The sequence below is a fragment of the Paenibacillus sp. 4624 genome (assembly GCF_050435065.1).
GTDB classification, from domain to species: Bacteria; Bacillota; Bacilli; order Paenibacillales; family Paenibacillaceae; genus Paenibacillus; species Paenibacillus amylolyticus_D.
In genome coordinates, this window is record NZ_JBNDJR010000001.1 from 23475 (window position 1) to 42895 (window position 19421).

Below are 19421 nucleotides of genomic sequence, written 5' to 3' on the forward strand. Positions count from 1 at the left end.
GTCCGTAAGATGAGAGTGCTGGTACAACGCTGTAAAGAGGCTCAGGTAACCGTGGGAGATGAATTGACAGGCAGAATCGAATCCGGTTTAATGCTGCTTGTAGGCATAACTCATGAGGATACGGAGAAAGACGCGATCTACTTGGCAGATAAAATTAGCGGGCTTCGCATTTTCGAGGATGAACAGGAAAAGATGAATCTCAGCCTGCTGGATGTAGGTGGTGCGGTTTTGTCCGTTTCACAGTTTACGCTGTATGGTGATTGCCGTAAAGGCAAACGCCCAAGCTTTGTTGCTGCGGCTCGTCCAGAGGCAGCTGAGCAATTATATGAAACGTTTAATCAGTTATTGCGAGATAAAGGGATTCAGGTGGAAACGGGACGTTTCGGAGCGACGATGGATGTTACGTTTACGAACTGGGGACCGGTTACCCTGATGGTAGAAAGTCCTTCGCGAGACTGAGTTTGCGCATAAATGCGCAGTGAAGAGGTCATAATGAGAGAGAAATAAACGTTGGTATTACATTGTAGTTGTATCTTTGTTAACCAAAGGAGTTTCTCTTAATTATGCGCCAATCTGCAAAAGTAATTAAAAATCAGAACGAGCCGCTAATGATGCCTGGCAATCTGGCTGAGTCACTTCAACTTGCCCGCTCTGCTGCAGCACATGTGTCCACATTGTGGATGTTGCAAACTTCAGATAAAGACAGGCAGGAGCATCACCCACGACCATAGCCTAACCATTTAACAAAACTTAATAGTTATGTAAAAAACCCCGGTTGTTTGACAATCCGGGGCTTTTTGCTGTTATGATTCACAGTTCATTTTCTCGGAGAAAGGCTGCAAAATTAATTCCAAATGTATTGATTGTTATAAAAGGCACTCCTTGGGGTAATAACAAAACGAGGCACAAAAGACGTGCCAAAGGATAGAATCAATCTCTCTAGGTTTAATCACATTCGAATACGGAAAGGAGACCATAGATCATGAGTAAAGTTGCTTTTTTGCTTGCGAATGAGTTTGAGGATTCAGAAATGAAGGTTCCGTACGATGAGGTGAAAAAGGCTGGACATGAGGTACACATTATCGGGTTAAAAGCGGGTGAAACGCTTCAAGGCAAGGGAGGCAAGGCTTCCTATACGACGGACAAAGCGATCTCAGAGGTTCATGCGTCAGATTATGATGCTGTCGTTATTCCGGGTGGGTCGTCGCCGGAAAATTTGCGAACAGACGCCAATATCCTGAAGTTTGTTACAGAAATCAATGCGGCTAACAAACCAATCGCTGCAATCTGCCATGGTCCGCAAATTTTGGCTAGCGCAGATCTGCTCAAGGGACGAACAATTACATCTTATCCTCCACTCAAGGATGACATGGTAAATGCAGGAGCAGACTTCAAGGATCATGAAGCGGTTGTGGATGGGAACTATATTACATCCCGTACACCTGAAGATGAACCAGCATTTGTTCGTGAATTAATGAAAGTAATATAAGCAAAAGGGTAAACTGAATACGATAGTGGCATCTAATGATAATTTTATTCCATAAAGGAGGGTTTGACATGGCAAAACATATTCAGGCGTATTTTCGAACCGAGGACGAGGCAGAGGGTGCAAGAACTTCACTATTGACGTTCCATACCGAGCAGCTTGAGGTAGGTCAACTGGATGCTGCCATTGGCAGGGATACACGAGTTATGGTTCCACTGGTACCTTATAATACGGCTGGTGGTGTAGGCACGAACGGTGCTATGGGCGTAGGAGCAGCTCCAGGGGTTCCAGCTAGCGAAAATGTAATTCCAGTTGTCACCGATGTCAATCGTGACGCTGAACGCGACCCTCGCAACAGAGTGAACGAAGACGGAGATATGCTGGATGCCGCAGATGTGACTTCGGCCGATTATGATGACCTGCATTATGTTCTGTCTGCCAAAGTAAGAGATGAGGATTATGATGCAATCGTTCATAAACTTCGCTCTAACCATGCCTATGTGGAAGAACTCGATTAATCAATAGATATTAAGCTGGCCCTTACGTTGCCCGGTTTCCTATTGCCGGGAAGACGTAAGGGCTTTTAATAATACGTGGAGATTCGATGGAACCTGCAGATTTGCTGACTAAAAAGAAAAGATGCTGTGGAAAAATCCTATATTAAAGCGCTATCATTTTTGTAATATTCCTGTAATGTTAGTAACACAAGCCTTTAACAATGTGCGTTTATAATAACAGACATGACCCCCTTTTTTTATATATCCTTTGAACCTGCACACCGTGTGCAGGTTATTTTTTTTCTATCTTTGCATGTTAGCCCTTGACTTTAGTACTGCGGTTCATTACAATCAGAAAATAATACGTTGACTATAGTCAACTAAAGTCGTTTTTTTGAATAATATGACTGATTTGATGACGGGACCAAGTACTCCGTACCCACATGACCAGAGAGGAATCCCCAAGGCTGTAAGGATTCTCTTGATGAGCGGACGAATGACTTCCCCGAGAACAGACGGCGAACAAGGCAGAGACAATCTGCGGATCTTAGTAGCCGGCCTGCGCATGACGTGCGTTATACGTAGAGCGGAAGAGCTGTTGATCTGGATGTAGCATTGAACACATCCTGACGTAACAGTGACAACCTGAACGGCTATAGGCTCAGGCTTCCGGAATGTGGGTGGTACCACGGGTGAATGTATATACAATCTCTCGTCCCTTTGTTTGCTGTATATGAGCAAACAGGGCGAGGGATTTTTTTGTTTTTTAGTTAAGATATGAGATTTACACGAAGAACGGAGAGGACAGAAAAAACCTGGAAAAGCGGAGCTAAAAGCTTTCTGCAAGAAAGCTGCATCGGAAGCATAGGCATCGCCTTTATCACCGAATTTTAACATTTTAAAGTTTTATTCAAAAAAATTTGGGGATAACAGCGATTGAAAGGTTTTCTGTCCGCGTAGTGGGAATCGTGGAATATCTTAACGTTTACAGAGAAAATCAATGCTGGAGGGATACAGATGGGTTTTCAGAAACCGACAGGAACGCAGGATTTGCTGCCTGGTGTAGTCGAGAAATGGCAGTATGTGGAAGGGAAAGCAAGGGATCTGTGTCGACGCTTTAATTACCGCGAGATTCGCACGCCGATCTTCGAGCAGACATCCTTGTTTGTACGAGGCGTAGGAGAAACGACAGATATCGTTGAGAAAGAGATGTATACCTTTGATGACAAAGGCAATCGCAGCATGACACTTCGTCCGGAAGGCACAGCAGGTGTGGTTCGTGCTTACGTAGAGAATAAGCTTTATGGCGAACCGGATGTGAGCAAGCTGTATTATATAGGACCAATGTTCCGGTATGAGCGTCCGCAGGCTGGCCGTCAGCGTCAGTTTCACCAGTTTGGTGTAGAGGCTCTTGGTGCAGTTGATCCGGCAATTGATGCCGAAGTCATTGCACTTGGCTACCAGCTGTGTGTAGAGCTTGGCCTGAAGGATGTCAAAGTGGAAATTAACTCGGTGGGGAATGCAACAAGTCGGGCGGAATACCGCGAGACACTGCTTGGTTTCCTTAGACCAATGAAGGACACACTTTGCAAAGACTGCCAGTCCCGGATGGAGCGTAACCCACTGCGTGTACTGGATTGTAAGGTGGATCAGGATAAATTCGTTGGAGCTCCGTCCATCCTGGACAGTCTGGATGAAGAATCATTAAGTCATTTTGCCAAACTGCAGGGGTATCTGGACGATTTCGGCGTAGACTATGCGGTGAACAACCGTCTGGTAAGAGGGCTTGATTATTACACTCTCACTGCATTTGAGTTAAAGGCACAAGGTATCGGAGCCATTGATACCGTTGGTGGCGGTGGCAGATACAATGGTCTTGTTGGTGATATCGGCGGACCCGATCAGCCGGGCATCGGCTTTGGTATTGGGCTGGAGCGCATTCAGCTCATTCTGGAGCACCAGAACATTGAAGTAACAACACTTGCTCCGCTGGACGTATATTTTGTCGCTCTAGGTGAGGCGGCGGATCGTGAGGTCAATCGACTGTTGTTCAAGTTACGTCAATCCGGCTTATCCGGTGAACGTGATTATCTGGGCCGCAAGATGAAAGCACAGATGAAATCAGCAGACCGCTTCAAAGCTCGCTATACGGCGATCCTTGGGGATGACGAACTGGAGCGTGGCGAGATCTCACTCAAAGCGATGGATACAGGTGAGCAGCAGACCGTGAAGCTGGATGATCTGGTGGCAACGGTACGCGGAAACAATTAAGAACCTACGATGGAACGACAATTGTAGAATCGGCAAGTGGCTATGGTGAATGGATTCCGGTTGTACGGACGGTAATCTCCAGAGACAGGATGCCTTTCAAATATATATCTTCACGTAACCGGATTGTGGAAGGCGGGCTACATGCTTGTCTGCACAGAACGGAAATTTCACATAAGAGGAGTTTGGTTATGAAAAGAAGTCATCATTGCGGCGCATTAACAAACGCACATATCGGTGAAACGGTAACATTGAACGGCTGGGTACAGACCCGTCGTGACCTGGGGGGCGTACTGTTTATCGATCTGCGTGACCGCAGCGGTATTGTACAAGTTGTTTTTAACCCGGCATATTCCGGTGAAGCATTGCAGATCGCAGATCGTGTACGCAGTGAATATGTCATCGCGGTAACGGGTAAAGTGGTTAAACGTGATGCAGAGACTGTAAACAAAAACTTGCCAACAGGCGAGATCGAAGTTCAAATTACGGAAATCGAAGTGTTGAATGCAGCGAAAACACCTCCATTCTTCATTGAAGATGGTGTTGAAGTAGACGAATCCCTGCGTTTGAAATATCGTTACCTGGACCTGCGTCGTCCGGAAATGTTCGAAACATTGAAACTGCGTTCCAAAGCGTCCAAAGTGTTCCGTGACTTCCTGGACGGAGAAGAGTTTGTTGAGGTGGAAACACCAATCCTGACCAAGAGCTCGCCGGAAGGTGCGCGTGACTATCTCGTACCAAGCCGTGTGCATGAAGGAGAATTCTTCGCCCTGCCACAATCCCCACAAATCTACAAACAATTGTTGATGGTTGGTGGACTTGAGCGTTACTACCAAATTGCTCGTTGTTTCCGTGATGAAGATTTGCGTGCAGACCGTCAACCGGAGTTCACTCAAGTCGATATCGAGACATCCTTCTTGCAACAAGATGACCTGTTGCCAATGATGGAACAGTTGATGGCGAAATTGCTGCGTGAAACAAAAGGTATTGAGCTGGAATTGCCATTCCAACGGATTACGTATGCTGATGCAATGGGCAAATATGGTTCCGACAAACCAGATCTGCGTTTTGGCATGGAACTGGTGGAAATGAATGATATCGTAGCAGGCAGCGGTGTGAAAGTATTTGCTTCCGTTATCGAAAAAGGCGGCGAAGTGAAAGTACTGAACGCCAAAGGCTGTGGTACGTGGAGCCGTAAAGAGATCGACGATCTGGGACCATTCGCTGCTCGTTACGGCGCTAAAGGTCTTGCTTGGATTCAAGTGAAAGACGGCGAGTTCAAAGGGCCAATCGTGAAGTTCTTTACACCGGAAGAGATTGAAGCTGTTAAAGAACGTACAGGCGCTGAAGAAGGCGACTTGTTACTCTTCTCCGCTGACACCAAAAAAGTGGTTGCTGATGTCCTCGGTGCCTTGCGTCTGAAAATCGGACGTCAACTCGGTCTGATCGATGACAGCAAGTTCAAGTTTGCTTGGGTTGTGGACTTCCCGCTGCTCGGCTATGATGAAGAAGCAAAACGTTATGTGGCGGAACACCATCCGTTCACACGTCCAAAAGACGAAGATGTACATCTGTTCGACACAGACCCGGGCGCAATCCGTGCCCAAGCCTATGACCTTGTTCTAAACGGTTATGAAGTCGGTGGCGGTTCAATGCGTATCTACAAACGGGATGTACAGGAAAAAATGTTTGCTGCGCTTGGACTTACACCGGAAGTAGCTAACGATAAATTCGGTTATCTGCTCGAAGCATTCGAATATGGTACACCACCACATGGCGGTATCGCTTTTGGTCTGGACCGTCTCGTGATGCTGCTGGCAGGACGCACAAATCTGCGTGAAACCATTGCCTTCCCGAAAACGGCAAGTGCAACCGATCTGTTGATGAATGCACCTTCCGAAGTGGATGGATCACAACTCGAACAGCTTCACATCCGTGTAGCCCGTAAACCAGTCGCGGAAAAGAAATAAAGGAGGCATCGATTTTCAATGCTCCATCAATTTTCAAGAACAGAGCTTGCGATCGGACCTGAAGGTCTGAATACGCTCAGAAATAGCACGGTAGCCGTACTTGGCATCGGCGGTGTGGGCGGGATTGCTGTAGAAGCACTTGCCCGCAGCGGCGTTGGCCGAATCATCCTGATTGACAAAGATGTAGTGGATATCACGAACATCAACCGTCAAATTCATGCACTTACCACCACGGTAGGTCAGAAAAAGGCCGACTTGATGGTAGAGCGTGTGAAATTGATCAATCCGGAATGTGACGCCATTGCGCTCAACATGTTTTATACCGAAGAAACGTATGAGGAATTGTTCAAGTACGATCTGGATTACGTGCTGGATGCTTCCGATACGATTATCTACAAAATACATCTCATTAAAGAGTGCCTAAAACGCAAAATTCCGATCATCTCCAGCATGGGCGCTGCCAACAAAATGGACCCGACGAAGTTCCAGGTGGCGGATATTTCGAAAACGTCCATGGACCCGATTGCCCGAGTGGTGCGCACCAAGTTGCGTAAAGACGGCATCAAAAAGGGCGTGAAGGTGGTATTCTCTACCGAGGAGCCATTGAAGCCACGCGCAGACGTGACGCAGAAGATCGTTCCCGAGAATGCGCCGGAGATTCGCAAAGCGAAACAGCCACCAGCAAGTAACGCTTTTGTCCCGCCGGTAGCTGGACTGATCATGGTCAGTGTTGCCGTGAAAGATCTGCTTGAAAAAGCGGAGAAGTCAGAGGCTTAAGCAAACAACATATCAGATCAAATCAATTAACATTGTATAAGATCAACCGAATGAAGCGCGGGTGCTGCGAGCACCTGCGTTTTTTGGTTCTATTCTTTTTTCATTGCATGGATAACTAAATTAAGAGGGGATTCGATACGTCAGGATTACGTCATGTACTTCACCGTGAAAACGGTGTATGATATGGTGTGCTGCGCGAAATGATGATACATACATAATGATTTGCGGCCAGAGAGGGGAACAGAACGAATGAAACACGGGTGGTTGTCCAGACAACTGGGCATGGAACCAGAAGATCAGTGGAAGAAGGAAATTGTGGCTGGTTCCATATCTTATTTTGCCGTCGTTTATATTGTGATGGTGAATGCCAAGATTCTTTCTGATGCGGGGATGCCGCTGCAGGCAGCGATGGTAGGTACGTTGCTCACATCCATTGCAGGCTGTTTACTTATGGCTTTCGGGGGTAAATCACCGATTGTCGTGGTGCCAGGCATGGGAATTAACGCATTTTTCACATATACACTTGTACACTCGATGAAGCTGACTTGGCAAGAAGCACTGGCTGTAGTGGCTGTTACTGGTGCTTTGTTTGCTGTCGTTGCCTTTACGTCGTTATACAAAATGATCAGCGAAGCGATCCCGAAAAATTTGCAACATGGCATCACAGTTGGGATCGGATTGTTTCTAACCTTTATCGGATTGCAAAAGAGCAGCATTGTGATTGCCCATCAGACAACCTTTGTTGCTATAGGACACTTCAATGATCCCAATGTCATTACAGCCTGTGTAACACTTGTGCTCGCCGTTATTTTATTTATCCGAAATGTTCAAGGCGGTCTGCTTATCAGTATTTTAATTGGGACAGGACTTGCTTACGTGCTCGGAGCGGTACATCCCGGCGAAGCGGTATCTGCAATGGAAGCACTGCGGCAATATGGTGGTCTGTTTGGTGAATTATCTCTGATGAAGCTGGCAGATGTTGCATTCTGGATTGCTGTTTTTCTGCTGTTGTTAATCGTTGTGTTTGAAAATATCGGGCTCATCACCGCGCAAACAAATATGATTGGTCGTCCGGAACGTTTCAAGGGCAGTCTGCGTGCACTGTCAGTTAGCACCGTACTGGCTGGTATCTTGGGGAGCAGTCCGCCGGTAGCGGCAGCGGAAACTACAGCGGGCATCGCGGCAGGTGGCCGCACGGGTTTGACTCCGCTTGTAACAGCTGTGCTGTTCGGCGCGACCTTTTTCTTCATCCCACTGCTCGGATATATTCCCGACAGTGCGATTGCACCTATTTTGATCATCATCGGTGGTTTGATGGTACAGGGTGTCAGAGACATGGATTTCAGCGATTTTACCGAAGCGTTTCCGGCGTTTCTGATCATGGTTATGATTCCTTTTACATACAGCATTGTGGATGGGATGGCCTTTGGATTTATCGCATACCCGCTGGCAAAACTGGCTGCCGGAAAAGGAAAAGAAGTGCCTGTCGTCATGTATGGCATTTCGATTCTGTTCCTGGCGAACTTTGTATTACATGGTATTTTGTAAAACGTAGTGATGAGAGATAGAGAACGGGAGGAAGATGGATGGAAGAACAGGGAATGCAAGAACAGCAACACTCGGAGTCGAATAAGCCGAAAGTCGGAACAAAAGGATTCAAGGATTTTGTTAGACTGATCGCTTCCACGAATCCGCCAAAATTGATCCTGACCGTGGCTCTCATCTTGACCTTGATTCAAACGACGGCGGGACTCATCGTTCCTTTGATGACCAAAGGACTCATTGACGGACTGACCACATCAGCTCTAAATAAATCGGTTATATTTCTGTTGCTCGGGGCGTTTGTGATTCAAGCCATTGCTTCAGGAATTAGCATCTATATGTTGAATTACGCTGGGCAACGTGTCGTGGCGACGCTTCGCACCAAGCTGTGGAACAAGGTACTGTCACTCCGCATGCCATATTTCGACCGCAATCGTACGGGGGATACGATGAGTCGTATCACCAATGACACCAGTCAGATTATGACGTTAATTGCGGATTATCTTGTATCATTTGTCTCCAACATCGTTGCGGTAATCGGTGGGGTGGCACTGCTATTTTATCTGGACTGGGTGATGTCACTCATCATTCTAAGCCTGGTGCCGCTGACCATGCTGATCTTGTTGCCTGTGGGCAGAAAAATGTACAAAATCTCCAAAAAACAGCAGGATGAGATGGCTGGACTGACATCGGTGCTCAGTCAGGTGATTAGTGAAATTCGTTTGGTCAAAGCGTACGGAACCGAGAAGCAGGAATCCGAGGCGGGAGATTCCCGCATTCGTAAAATGTTTGCTTTTGGATTACAGGAAGCACGTATTCTGGCGTTGATCGGGCCTTTGTTTACTTTTGTTATGACGGCTGTGCTCGTCGTTATTCTTGGTGTCGGGGGGATGCGGGTTGCTTCGGGGCTACTGTCGCCGGGGGAACTGGTTGCATTCATTCTGTTGCTGTTCCAGGTTATTATGCCAATGGGACAGTTCACAACGTTGTACTCACGTTTGCAAAAAGTCGTAGGTGCTACCGAGCGCATTCAGGCGATTCTTGCGGATGAGGAGGAACCAGATCACAGCACAAAACGAGCTCCACAAGGTAATGACACGATTGCATTTCACAACGTACATTTCTCTTATGTTGCAGGCGAAGAAGTGCTGCACGGCATTAATCTAACGGTGCCGACTCGCAAAGTAACAGCCATTGTGGGTCCAAGCGGAAGCGGTAAGTCTACGCTGTTCTCACTGCTGGAGCAGTTCTATATTCCCGACTCAGGTCACATCTCCTATGGCGGAGAAGAGATAACTAATTATTCCTTGGCCTCATGGCGTAGTAAAATTGGCTATGTATCACAGGAAAGTCCACTAATGGCGGGTACGATCAAAGACAACATCACTTATGGTCTCGATCGTGAAGTCACCATGGAGGAGATCAGAAGAGCCGCGGAGATGGCCTATTCGGCTGACTTTATCGACAAACTGCCACAAGGGTTTGACACCGAAGTGGGCGAACGCGGAATGAAGTTATCCGGGGGCCAGCGTCAGCGGATCGCTATTGCCCGTGCGTTGCTTCGCAGCCCGGATATTCTGATGCTGGATGAAGCTACCTCCAGTCTGGACAGTACATCCGAATACGAAGTTCAGCAGGCGTTATCTAATCTAATGGAGGGCAGAACTACCATTGTCATTGCACACCGATTGTCTACTGTTGTGGATTCAGATCAGATTGTTGTGCTGGAGCACGGTCATGTTACCGGGACAGGAACTCATGCGGAGCTGATCGGCACGCATCCAGTTTATCGTGAACTGGCGCAAAAGCAGTTTGTGGCGCAGGATGGAGACGGCAATGCAAGCAGCAATGGGGAAATACGAAACAAAGAGTAACGCTCGATAGATAGAGGGATGAGGATCGAAGGATTTCTGCGGTACCTGTGAAGGTATCACTCAGCAGAGTCCTTCTTTTTTTTGGTTAGGACTTCATGGTTTGTTTTGTTCATATGGAAAATCGATATGGCTTTCAGTTACCCTTTGTGATATATTGGATATCCTTTTGTATTGCGCGATCTACAGCGATGCAGAGCAAACATATATTCTTAGGAGGTAACTGAAACATGTCAGACAGCTTTCAAAGTGCCTATCAAGAAGAAGAGTACAGGTTAGCGCGAACGATGGAAGAAGTGGATCGTCAGCTCACACGGCTGCGGAACTTTCCGGTGTATACCGGTCACGATTTCACGGAGCAAGTGCTGGAAGCCGGACGTGAAGAACGCCGGAATGCCTTGTCCAAGAGCGCGCAACAACCCTATTTCGGACGCTTGGATTTCGAAGAGCAGGGCAGTGGTGAACGGAAACCGCTGTATATTGGCAAAATCGGCGTAGACCGCGAAGAGATCGGCGAGCATCCGCTTGTGATCGATTGGCGCGCTCCTGTCGCGAGCCTGTTTTACTCTTTTACCGGAGGAGAAGCCTCTGCAACGTATGAAGCCCCTGAAGGGCTGATTGAAGGTCTGGTGTATCTGAAACGAAATGTCGTGATTCGTCAGCGCATACTGGAGCGAGTGGCAGATACGTATAACCGGGACAGTGACCAGCCCGCCGTATCCGATGAGTTCCTCGTGTACCGACTTGGTGAAAATAAGGACAATAAGCTGCGTGACATCGTATCCACGATCCAGGCCGAGCAGGATCAGATCATTCGGGCGGCGAGAAACACCGCATTGATCATTCAGGGGGTCGCCGGATCAGGGAAAACAACAGTGGCCCTGCATCGTCTTGCTTTTTTGCTGTACCAGTACAAGGAGCAGGTGTCGGCGGAGAAAATGGTTATTTTTGCACCCAACCATATGTTTCTGGATTACATCTCCGATGTATTGCCAGAGCTTGGTGTAGGGGATATTCAGCAGCAGACTTTTCCCGATTGGGCGATGAATCTGCTAGGTCTGGATATGCCGCTTGCAGATGCGTCAGAGACGTTGCAGACGTGGTTCGAAACCCCTGCTGCTCGGCCTGAGCTGAATGATGATGTCCCTGGACGTTACAAAGGCTCAATTCGTTTCATGGAACTGATTCGGGAGTGGTTATCGGGGATGGAGGAAGCATCTGTGCCGGATGGTGATTTCAGTCCATGGGACGGTGCGGTGCTCAGTAAACAGGAAATCGATAACTGGTTTGGGACGGAGTACAAACATTATCCGCTGGCCAAACGCAAAGAGCGGGTCATGGCACGGGTTCACCGCTGGATCGAGATGGAATTGAAAAAGCCGATGCCAGACACGGTGCGCAAAGAACGTAAGAAGAAGGCGGCAACCCGGGAGAAATCCTATGCCAAAAAGTGGCCTGAGTACAATCCGCTGACGCTGTACAAACAGCTGTTCAAGGCGGCGAAAGGCGGGGCTGTGCCTGCAGAGCTAAGCACCTTAATACCTAAAGCGATCATGAAACAAACGGGTGCAGACCTGAAACAGGATGTCATTCGAGAAGAGGATCTGCCGGCACTGGTTTATATGCATACGTTGGTGCATGACATTGAAGGAACGGAGCGTTTTGACCACGTTGTCATTGACGAAGCTCAGGACTTCTCTCCATTTCACGTTGCGCTGCTGGATCAGTTCGTGAAAGGGCATTCTTTCACCATTTTGGGAGACTTGTCCCAAGGTATTCATGAGTACCGCGGTGTTCATACCTGGGAAGAGATGAGTTCGTTGTTCCCGGAAGAACAGAATGCGTATTTTGCCTTAACCCGAAGCTATCGTTCCACGATGGAAATCATTGATTATGCCAATACCATCCTGGATCAGGGTGTGAAGAGTGGGATCACGGCAATTCCGGTGTTCCGGAGCGGTGATCCGGTGCGTACTTTGGCTTATGGAAGTGAAGGGCGAACGGAGAGCCTGGAACGGGCGCTGAAGGTGCTTACCTCGAAAGATTATCGGACGGTGTCCATTCTGACGCGGACATTGCGTGAAGCCGAAGAGCTTCATCGTGAGCTTCAGGCGACAGGCTGGGAATTGAATCTGATCGACGGTGGCAAAAAGCAGTACAGTGGCGGACATTCCATTTTGCCTGTGTATCTGTCCAAAGGACTTGAATTTGATGCAGCGATTGTAGCTGATGTCGATGAGCAGCACTATTTGCCTGGCGCAGGTGATGCGAAGTTGCTTTATGTCGGCTGTACGCGGGCATTGCACGAATTGTGGTTATTTCACGACGGCGACATGCCAGCGTATGCCGCGGCAACACATAATCCCGAGGGGGAGCAGGTTACGATTCAAGGCTGGCCGGATGAGGCTGTTTTATAGTCGAATAGATCACGTAGCACTAAGCTATATCGATATAGAGGCATGACGCAGGTTAACCCTGACGCATGCCTTTTTTGCATAGGATGATGAAGACAACTTTTTTATCCGAGGTTTACAAAGCGAGATGCGGCTTGTTTCTTCTTAGCTGAACGGCGGTTTACCAGATAGATGCCCACCCCGATCAGGACGCCTCCAGCCCCGACAAACCATTGAATCTGTTCGCCTATCAAAAACCAGCTTGATAGCACGCCGAAGAACGGTGCAAGAAACAAATAACTGCTGGTCTGAGCGGGATCACTGTTCTGTAACAGATAAAACCAGAGGGAAAACTGCATGATGGAACAAATCAGCGTAAGATATAACAACGATATGATGGAGACTGTAGTTACTGTAAAATGAGGCTGCTCCGTCCATACACTTATCAGAAGCAATGCTGAACCTCCAGCAAGCATCTGATAAGCGGTAAGCACAAAAGTATCATAATCGACACCCCAGCGTTTAATCAGCAAGGTGGATATGGCAAACGAAATCGCTCCGCCAAAACCGATCCAGGTTCCGGGGTTGAAGCTCATATGCCAGCCAAAGGTAACCAAAATGCCGACAAACCCAACAATTACGCCAATCCATTGGCTTGATCGATAGCTCAGGTTATATAGCAACGCACTGAGAACAATGACGATCAGTGGATTCGTAAACGTGATAATGGCCGACTCACCGGATGAAATCCAATTCATGCTGTAATAGGCGCAGCCCATCACCCCGGCGGATTGAAACAAGCCGATGAGAATAATTTTGCCCCAAGCTCGCCATCCCCTTGGTAAAGCACGCTTACGCAAGACCAAAGCCATTAAACCGCCCGCTAGTATATAGCGCAAGCCCATCAGTAGAAAAGGTGGTGCATAACTGAGCCCTATTTTACCTACAGGAAAAGAAGTCCCCATAATGAGTGTTGTCACAATAATCAATAGGATGTATTTGCCGGGTCTTAAGGAAGTTGGTATGCGTGCCGCTCTAGCAGGATTATGAATTGTTGTGCTCATAATGTCTGTCCTCCATCGACAGTAATAAGCTGCCCTGTCATGGATTGCTGTTCAAGAGCAGCGCAGACCATGTGGGCAATGTCCTCTGGCTGAGCGATTCGCTGCAGCAATAATTGTCTCCCGAGTTGGTGCATTCGTTCCTCATTGCCAGCCCACCAACGTGTGGAGACAGCTCCGGGAATGATGGCATTCACCCGAATGTGTGGAGAGAGTGCATGAGCCAGAGATAGGGTCAGACCATGGACTGCTGCTTTGGATACAGCATAGGGAAGAGAAGAACCTGAACCAGTGCTGCCAGCAATACTGCCCATATTAACAATGGCACCTCCACCGGCCTGCTTCATTCCTTGTGTTACGGCACGAGCACAATAAAACATACCTTTCACATTCACATCCATCAATTCGTTCCAGATACCATCTGTGATGGCCTCCAGATCGCCCAGGGGGATATGATGGGTCATGCCAGCATTATTCACAAGGTCGGTGATGGGGCCATAGATTTCAGTTACGTTGGTGACCATTCGGCGTACCTCATCATCATTTGCAATGTTCCCCTGAATGCAAAATGCTTGCCCGCCTTGATTGAGGATGTGCTGGACGGTTTCTTCTGCGGCCTTCTGGGATCGGGAATAGCTCAATGCGACCCGTGCACCGCGTTCAGCCAGCAAGGTACTGACCGCCCGGCCTATACCTGTTCCTCCGCCTGTAATGAAAACCACTCTATTTGTCCAGTATGTCATTTCAAACACTCCTTCTTTGCTCTCAACCATTGAACAAGAGTCTCCATTGATCATCATCATGTGGTTTGACAAGCAAATCACAGATATTCAACCATTCGGAGACAACGAATGAACTCAATGGATATGTCCTCATTGTAGTACGGTCTGGCAAGAGAGTATAATGATTACAAATGAACTGGATATCATTTTGAATGATGTCAGAGTGGAGGCATGATGGAGAGCGGGGATCTTCGAATATTTCAATGTGTTGCCCAGGTAGGAAATCTGACCAGAGCTGCAGCCAAGCTAGGGTATGTCCAATCCAACGTTACGGCACGCATCAGGCATTTGGAAGCTGAAGTAGGTACGCCATTATTTATCCGTCACAATCGGGGAATGACATTGTCTCCAGCGGGACAAACGCTGCTATCTTACGCAGATAAAATCATTGGACTGTTGAACGATGCATCCAAAGCACTTCAGGCTACTAATACACCATCTGGCCCTTTGCAAATTGGGTCGATACAGACGGCCGCTGCGGTAAGGCTGCCGCGTCTCCTAGCGGAGTATTACAGCCATTACCCAGATGTTTCACTAGCTCTGGCTACAGGTCATTCACAAATGCTTATTGATCAGGTTATCGGGTATGAATTGGAAGGTGCATTTATTGGCTGTTCTTGCGACCATCCTGATATTAAATCTGTGGATGTGTTTGATGAGGAACTTTTTGTTATTTCGTCTCCAAGTCTGCAAGAGGAGGAACTGATCCGAAAGCCGATACTAGTTTACAGTATGGGGTGCTCTTACCGTAAAATTTTGGAGGACTGGATGCTTCTGAGCGGTATTCATCGACCCGTTATTATGGAATTTGGGACGCTCGAGGCCATTATCAGTGGTGTAACCTCTGGAATGGGCATCTCTTTACTGCCTGAAATCGTCATACGGCAGCAAATCCAAAACGGCCTGCTGCGTAAACATGCTCTTCCTGCCGGAATGAACCGTATGATGACAAGGTTTATTACTCGTAAGGATGCGTTTGTCAGCAGTGCGCTTGGGGCATTTATGGCTATGCTTCCGCAGGAATGATATGATAGCGAGTGGAGATTAGCTGAATGTGATATCCTACGCTAAAAAGTTGTAAGGATATATAAAAAGTATAATTTTAAAGTCGTGTTTATTGGATTTGGCAACCCTTTAAGGAAGTGATAAAACCATGGATTTATTTTCGTTTCAACAGGATACACAACCACAGGCCAGATTGCTCGCAGACCGCATGCGGCCTGAGCATCTGGATGAATATATTGGACAGGAACAGATTATCGGGCCAGGAAAGCTGCTACGCCGGGCCATTGAGGCGGATCAGATCTCATCCATTCTACTGTACGGCCCGCCAGGATGTGGCAAGACCACTCTTGCTCACATCATCTCGCAGCATACTCAAGGACAATTTGTGCGACTGAATGCTGTGGATGCCTCTGTGAAGGACGTACGTGAAGTGATTGAGCAAGCGCAGACGAACAAGCAGCTGTACGGAACCAAAACGATTCTCTTCCTCGATGAGGTACATCGTTTTAACAGTTCACGCCAAGATGCACTGCTGCCTGCGGTGGAGAAGGGAACGATTATTTTTATCGGTGCAACGACGGAGAACCCGTTTCATTATGTGAACGGAGCTTTGATGAGCCGTTCTACCCTTTTTCAACTGGAATCCCTAAATAAGGAACATTCCCTGATTGCGATGCGCAGAGCGTTAAGCGATGCGAATAAAGGCCTTGGGTTTATGGAACTGAAAGCCGATGATGAAGCGCTGGCGCACATTGCTACGATGGCGAATGGCGATATTCGCCGTGCCCTGAATGCTCTGGAGCTTGCCGCGCTAACGACACCGCCTGAGCAGGATGGAACGGTTCACATCACGCTGGCTGTTGCGGAAGAGTCGATCCGTCGTCCCATTGTCAAGGCAGACGAGTCCACGCAGTATGACGTATTATCCGCTTTTCACAAAAGCATTCGTGGTTCGAGTGATGCAGCGTTATTCTGGTTCCTATATGCCGTGGAGAAGCTGGGCATGGACCCCATGACGTTCATCCGGCGCCTGATTGCAGCAAGTAGTGAGGACATTGGACTGGCGAATCCACAGGCGATGACCCAAGCAATAGGAGCGCTTGATGCGTACCGAAATAACGGCTGGCCGGAGGCCAAGCTAAACATTGCGCAAGCTATATTGTTTGCGGTGGAAAGTCCGAAGTCCAATGCAGTATATACAGCAATATCCAAAGCGATGAGTGCCATTGATGAGGTGAAATCGGCCGAAGTGCCGCTGCATTTGAGGGATACCCATTACTCGGGTGCCGCGAAGCTGGGACATGAAGGATACCAGTATCCTCATAACTATCCGGGACATTATGTGAAACAGGAGTATCTGCCAAAACAGCTGTCTCGAAGAGTTTTTTATGAGGCGACAGAGCAGGGGAATGAGTCGAAGATCAGGATTAATCAACAGCGGCGCAGGGAACTGTAGAGATGAAAGAGTTAGCATATATTGGAGCCGGCGGGTTTCTGGGCACATTAACCAGGTACACCATTCAACTGATGATCCCCTCGGCTAATGCAGGTTTTCCCTGGGCAGTGCTGTTGATTAATGCGATCGGCAGCCTGTTTTTGGGCTGGTTTTTTACCGTGGCTATTCCGGAAAAAATAACACCACATCTCCGCCTCGCCATTGGCACAGGATTTACTGGAGCTTTCACGACCTTTTCCACATTTACACTCGATATTGTTCGTTTATCGGAGAGCGGAGAATGGATCAAAGCCGTGGCTTATCTCCTTTTAAGCGTGTTGGCAGGACTGGTGCTTTGCGCCCTTGGCATCAAGCTGGGTAACCGAATGCTAAGTATCTCCTCCGAAGAGGGTGATGCCCGATGATGATCTGGATTGGATTAGCGGGTGTATTAGGTGCGCTGCTCCGTTACAGTCTGGGAAAGGTTGTCTCCCGCAAACTTGGCACCTCTTTTCCTTGGGGAACGTGGATGATTAACATCAGCGGTTCTGTTATTCTGGGAATGTTGTATGGCGGTCATCAAGCAGGGAATTTGCCAGACGAGATTTGGGTAGTATGGGGAACCGGCTTCTGCGGAGCGTACACTACGTTCTCTACCTTCGGGTATGAAACATTAACGTTGATGGCGCAACAGCGACAAACCAGAGCGGGTATTTACGTGGTGAGTTCTGTGGTGGTGGGCGTGTTAGGTTGTCTGGCAGGAGTCTGGATCACTGCATAAGTTAAATATTTTGAATTTTTTGCAAAAAAAGCAGGAAAAAAGCCATCCTTCATGGTATTACATGAAAGACGGCTTTTTTTGTAGGAATACATGGAATTGACTTCACCACTCTCAAGTGATGAGTAAGTCCTGTTATTGCATCGCGGGTACAGGGACCTTCTGTACCTGATCAATCGTACCACCGCCGAGGCAAACCTCTCCGTCGTAGAAAACAACGGCTTGTCCTGGTGTGATCGCTTTTTGCTGTTGATCAAACTGTACATCTACACTGCCGTCCTCCTGCCAGGTCAATGTAACGCCCTGATCCGGTTGACGATAACGGAACTTGGCTGTGCAGCGGAAAGGCACATTCGGTGTGCGCTCTGCACCGGCAATCCAGTTTACGCCGGTAGCTGTCAGACCTGTAGAGTACAAGCTGGCATGAGCATCGCCTTGCACCACGAGCAATTGATTTTTCTCCAGGTTTTTATCCGCGACAAACCAAGGCTCGCCGTTGCCGGAACCGCCAATGCCAAGTCCTTGACGTTGACCCAAAGTGTAGTACATGAGACCGTCGTGACGGCCTTTGACTTCACCAGTTACGATATCAACCATGTCCCCGCCTTTGGCTGGCAGATAGTTGCTCAGGAACTCCTTGAAGTTGCGTTCGCCGATAAAGCATACGCCTGTGCTGTCTTTTTTCTTGGCTGTGTACAGACCGGCGGCTTCAGCAATTTTGCGCACTTCCGGTTTAGGCAAGTGGCCAATCGGGAACATGGCTTTGGAGAGTTGTTTTTGATTAAGAGCATTCAGGAAGTAAGTCTGATCTTTGTTGTTGTCCACGCCGCGCAGCAACTTGAACGTGCCGTCCTCTTCAATGAGACGTGCATAGTGGCCTGTCGCTACATAATCTGCGCCGAGATCCAGCGCTTTGTTCAGGAACTCGCCGAATTTGATCTCACGATTACACATGACATCCGGGTTCGGCGTACGACCCGACTTATATTCATCAAGGAAATAGGTAAATACTTTATCAAAGTATTCTTTCTCGAAGTTGACAGTGTAGTACGGAATGCCGATCTGTTCGCATACCCGGCGCACATCCTCTGAATCTTCTTCAGCGGTGCAATGGCCGAACTCGTCCGTATCATCCCAGTTTTTCATGAAAATGCCGATGACATCGTAACCTTGCTCTTTCAGAAGCAATGCGGTAACCGATGAATCCACACCTCCGGACATGCCAACGACGACCCGTGTATTTTCATTTGCTTTGGACATCGTTATCACCATTTCTATATATAAATGTGTTTCGTTACTATTCTAGCATAACCCGACCGAACTTACGATACACCCGGCCAATTTTGGATAGTGTCCACTCCAGGCGCACATTTTGCAATATCGTCAATCTTTCTTTTCCATAACGCATGCAGATATGTTAACATTACTTGAGGGTTATGATCGGAATACGGAGGATTAGATGGTTGAGGCCTGTCGTACCTGAGTTTCGTCTGGCGAAATCACGGGGTTAACGGTCATGAACCACATAGAGAAAGTGTATAGAGAAACTGCATAAA

The 19421-nt window shown here is 47.9% G+C and carries 17 protein-coding genes; 14 read left to right on the forward strand and 3 right to left on the reverse strand.

The features are described 5' to 3' along the window. Positions 1 to 9: 9 nt before the first annotated feature. The 10 genes from dtd (at position 10) to ABIE27_RS00205 (ending at position 12828) form a co-directional block, all read left to right on the forward strand. A complete protein-coding gene (gene dtd, locus ABIE27_RS00160; protein ID WP_123066287.1) occupies positions 10 to 459 on the forward strand; it encodes a D-aminoacyl-tRNA deacylase in 450 nt (149 codons plus the stop codon). Positions 460 to 563: 104 nt separating this feature from the next. Beyond that, positions 564 to 731: a hypothetical protein gene (locus tag ABIE27_RS00165; protein ID WP_161557009.1), complete on the forward strand. Its 168-nt coding sequence runs from the start codon at positions 564 to 566 to the stop codon at positions 729 to 731. 251 nt (positions 732 to 982) lie between these two features. After that, complete coding sequence (locus tag ABIE27_RS00170; protein WP_123066288.1) at positions 983 to 1489, forward strand: type 1 glutamine amidotransferase domain-containing protein; 507 nt, start codon at positions 983 to 985, stop codon at positions 1487 to 1489. A gap of 68 nt (positions 1490 to 1557) precedes the next feature. Further along, positions 1558 to 2004: a hypothetical protein gene (locus ABIE27_RS00175; protein ID WP_123066289.1), complete on the forward strand. Its 447-nt coding sequence runs from the start codon at positions 1558 to 1560 to the stop codon at positions 2002 to 2004. Positions 2005 to 3000: 996 nt separating this feature from the next. Further along, positions 3001 to 4254, forward strand: coding sequence for a histidine--tRNA ligase (gene hisS / locus ABIE27_RS00180; RefSeq protein WP_123066307.1), 1254 nt, complete (start codon positions 3001 to 3003; stop codon positions 4252 to 4254). A gap of 188 nt (positions 4255 to 4442) precedes the next feature. Next, entirely contained in the window at positions 4443 to 6221 is a 1779-nt protein-coding gene (aspS, locus tag ABIE27_RS00185) for an aspartate--tRNA ligase (protein ID WP_429349643.1), read from the forward strand. Between the two features lie 18 nt (positions 6222 to 6239). Further along, on the forward strand, positions 6240 to 6998 hold the full coding sequence (locus ABIE27_RS00190; protein WP_090915572.1) for a tRNA threonylcarbamoyladenosine dehydratase: 759 nt from the start codon (positions 6240 to 6242) through the stop codon (positions 6996 to 6998). Positions 6999 to 7247: 249 nt separating this feature from the next. After that, entirely contained in the window at positions 7248 to 8546 is a 1299-nt protein-coding gene (locus ABIE27_RS00195) for an NCS2 family permease (RefSeq protein ID WP_429349644.1), read from the forward strand. Between the two features lie 38 nt (positions 8547 to 8584). Beyond that, positions 8585 to 10414: an ABC transporter ATP-binding protein gene (locus tag ABIE27_RS00200; RefSeq protein WP_429349645.1), complete on the forward strand. Its 1830-nt coding sequence runs from the start codon at positions 8585 to 8587 to the stop codon at positions 10412 to 10414. A gap of 227 nt (positions 10415 to 10641) precedes the next feature. After that, positions 10642 to 12828 carry a HelD family protein gene (locus tag ABIE27_RS00205; RefSeq protein ID WP_429349646.1) on the forward strand — a complete coding sequence of 729 codons (2187 nt, stop codon included), beginning with the start codon at positions 10642 to 10644 and terminating at the stop codon, positions 12826 to 12828. Between the two features lie 101 nt (positions 12829 to 12929). On the opposite strand, the gene ABIE27_RS00210 is transcribed toward ABIE27_RS00205, so the two are convergent. Both ABIE27_RS00210 and ABIE27_RS00215 read right to left on the reverse strand, forming a co-directional pair. Then, complete coding sequence (locus tag ABIE27_RS00210) at positions 12930 to 13868, reverse strand: DMT family transporter (RefSeq protein WP_123066312.1); 939 nt, start codon at positions 13866 to 13868, stop codon at positions 12930 to 12932. Continuing rightward, positions 13865 to 14608: an SDR family NAD(P)-dependent oxidoreductase gene (locus ABIE27_RS00215; protein WP_429349647.1), complete on the reverse strand. Its 744-nt coding sequence runs from the start codon at positions 14606 to 14608 to the stop codon at positions 13865 to 13867. Before ABIE27_RS00215 ends, ABIE27_RS00210 begins: the two co-directional genes overlap by 4 nt. A 213-nt stretch (positions 14609 to 14821) precedes the next feature. On the opposite strand from ABIE27_RS00215, the gene ABIE27_RS00220 reads away from it, so the two are divergent. The 4 genes from ABIE27_RS00220 to crcB (ABIE27_RS00235) all read left to right on the forward strand — a co-directional run bounded on the left by ABIE27_RS00220 (position 14822) and on the right by crcB (ABIE27_RS00235) (position 17868). Further along, positions 14822 to 15673 carry a LysR family transcriptional regulator gene (locus tag ABIE27_RS00220; RefSeq protein WP_123066313.1) on the forward strand — a complete coding sequence of 284 codons (852 nt, stop codon included), beginning with the start codon at positions 14822 to 14824 and terminating at the stop codon, positions 15671 to 15673. Positions 15674 to 15800: 127 nt separating this feature from the next. Next, a complete protein-coding gene (locus ABIE27_RS00225; protein WP_429349648.1) occupies positions 15801 to 17108 on the forward strand; it encodes a replication-associated recombination protein A in 1308 nt (435 codons plus the stop codon). A 2-nt stretch (positions 17109 to 17110) separates the two neighbouring features. Further along, positions 17111 to 17512: a fluoride efflux transporter CrcB gene (gene crcB / locus ABIE27_RS00230; RefSeq protein WP_123066315.1), complete on the forward strand. Its 402-nt coding sequence runs from the start codon at positions 17111 to 17113 to the stop codon at positions 17510 to 17512. Further along, the gene (crcB, locus tag ABIE27_RS00235) at positions 17509 to 17868 is read left to right on the forward strand and encodes a fluoride efflux transporter CrcB (RefSeq protein ID WP_123066316.1); all 360 of its coding nucleotides are present in this window, start codon (positions 17509 to 17511) and stop codon (positions 17866 to 17868) included. Before crcB (ABIE27_RS00230) ends, crcB (ABIE27_RS00235) begins: the two co-directional genes overlap by 4 nt. 132 nt (positions 17869 to 18000) lie before the next feature. On the opposite strand, the gene mnmA is transcribed toward crcB (ABIE27_RS00235), so the two are convergent. Continuing rightward, a complete protein-coding gene (gene mnmA, locus ABIE27_RS00240) occupies positions 18001 to 19125 on the reverse strand; it encodes a tRNA 2-thiouridine(34) synthase MnmA (RefSeq protein WP_123066317.1) in 1125 nt (374 codons plus the stop codon). Positions 19126 to 19421: the final 296 nt, after the last annotated feature.

Excerpts from the sequence above, each read along its gene's own strand:
- ABIE27_RS00210 (WP_123066312.1), bottom strand. The coding sequence starts at position 13,868 with ATGAGCACAACAATTCATAATCCTGCTAGAGCGGCACGCATACCAACT.
- ABIE27_RS00195 (WP_429349644.1), top strand. The coding sequence starts at position 7,248 with ATGAAACACGGGTGGTTGTCCAGACAACTGGGCATGGAACCAGAAGAT.
- ABIE27_RS00225 (WP_429349648.1), top strand. The coding sequence starts at position 15,801 with ATGGATTTATTTTCGTTTCAACAGGATACACAACCACAGGCCAGATTG.
- ABIE27_RS00170 (WP_123066288.1), top strand. The coding sequence starts at position 983 with ATGAGTAAAGTTGCTTTTTTGCTTGCGAATGAGTTTGAGGATTCAGAA.
- aspS (WP_429349643.1), top strand. The coding sequence starts at position 4,443 with ATGAAAAGAAGTCATCATTGCGGCGCATTAACAAACGCACATATCGGT.
- ABIE27_RS00215 (WP_429349647.1), bottom strand. The coding sequence starts at position 14,608 with ATGACATACTGGACAAATAGAGTGGTTTTCATTACAGGCGGAGGAACA.
- ABIE27_RS00190 (WP_090915572.1), top strand. The coding sequence starts at position 6,240 with ATGCTCCATCAATTTTCAAGAACAGAGCTTGCGATCGGACCTGAAGGT.
- dtd (WP_123066287.1), top strand. The coding sequence starts at position 10 with ATGAGAGTGCTGGTACAACGCTGTAAAGAGGCTCAGGTAACCGTGGGA.
- hisS (WP_123066307.1), top strand. The coding sequence starts at position 3,001 with ATGGGTTTTCAGAAACCGACAGGAACGCAGGATTTGCTGCCTGGTGTA.
- ABIE27_RS00200 (WP_429349645.1), top strand. The coding sequence starts at position 8,585 with ATGGAAGAACAGGGAATGCAAGAACAGCAACACTCGGAGTCGAATAAG.
- ABIE27_RS00175 (WP_123066289.1), top strand. The coding sequence starts at position 1,558 with ATGGCAAAACATATTCAGGCGTATTTTCGAACCGAGGACGAGGCAGAG.
- ABIE27_RS00220 (WP_123066313.1), top strand. The coding sequence starts at position 14,822 with ATGGAGAGCGGGGATCTTCGAATATTTCAATGTGTTGCCCAGGTAGGA.
- mnmA (WP_123066317.1), bottom strand. The coding sequence starts at position 19,125 with ATGTCCAAAGCAAATGAAAATACACGGGTCGTCGTTGGCATGTCCGGA.
- crcB (WP_123066315.1), top strand. The coding sequence starts at position 17,111 with ATGAAAGAGTTAGCATATATTGGAGCCGGCGGGTTTCTGGGCACATTA.
- ABIE27_RS00205 (WP_429349646.1), top strand. The coding sequence starts at position 10,642 with ATGTCAGACAGCTTTCAAAGTGCCTATCAAGAAGAAGAGTACAGGTTA.
- crcB (WP_123066316.1), top strand. The coding sequence starts at position 17,509 with ATGATGATCTGGATTGGATTAGCGGGTGTATTAGGTGCGCTGCTCCGT.
- ABIE27_RS00165 (WP_161557009.1), top strand. The coding sequence starts at position 564 with ATGCGCCAATCTGCAAAAGTAATTAAAAATCAGAACGAGCCGCTAATG.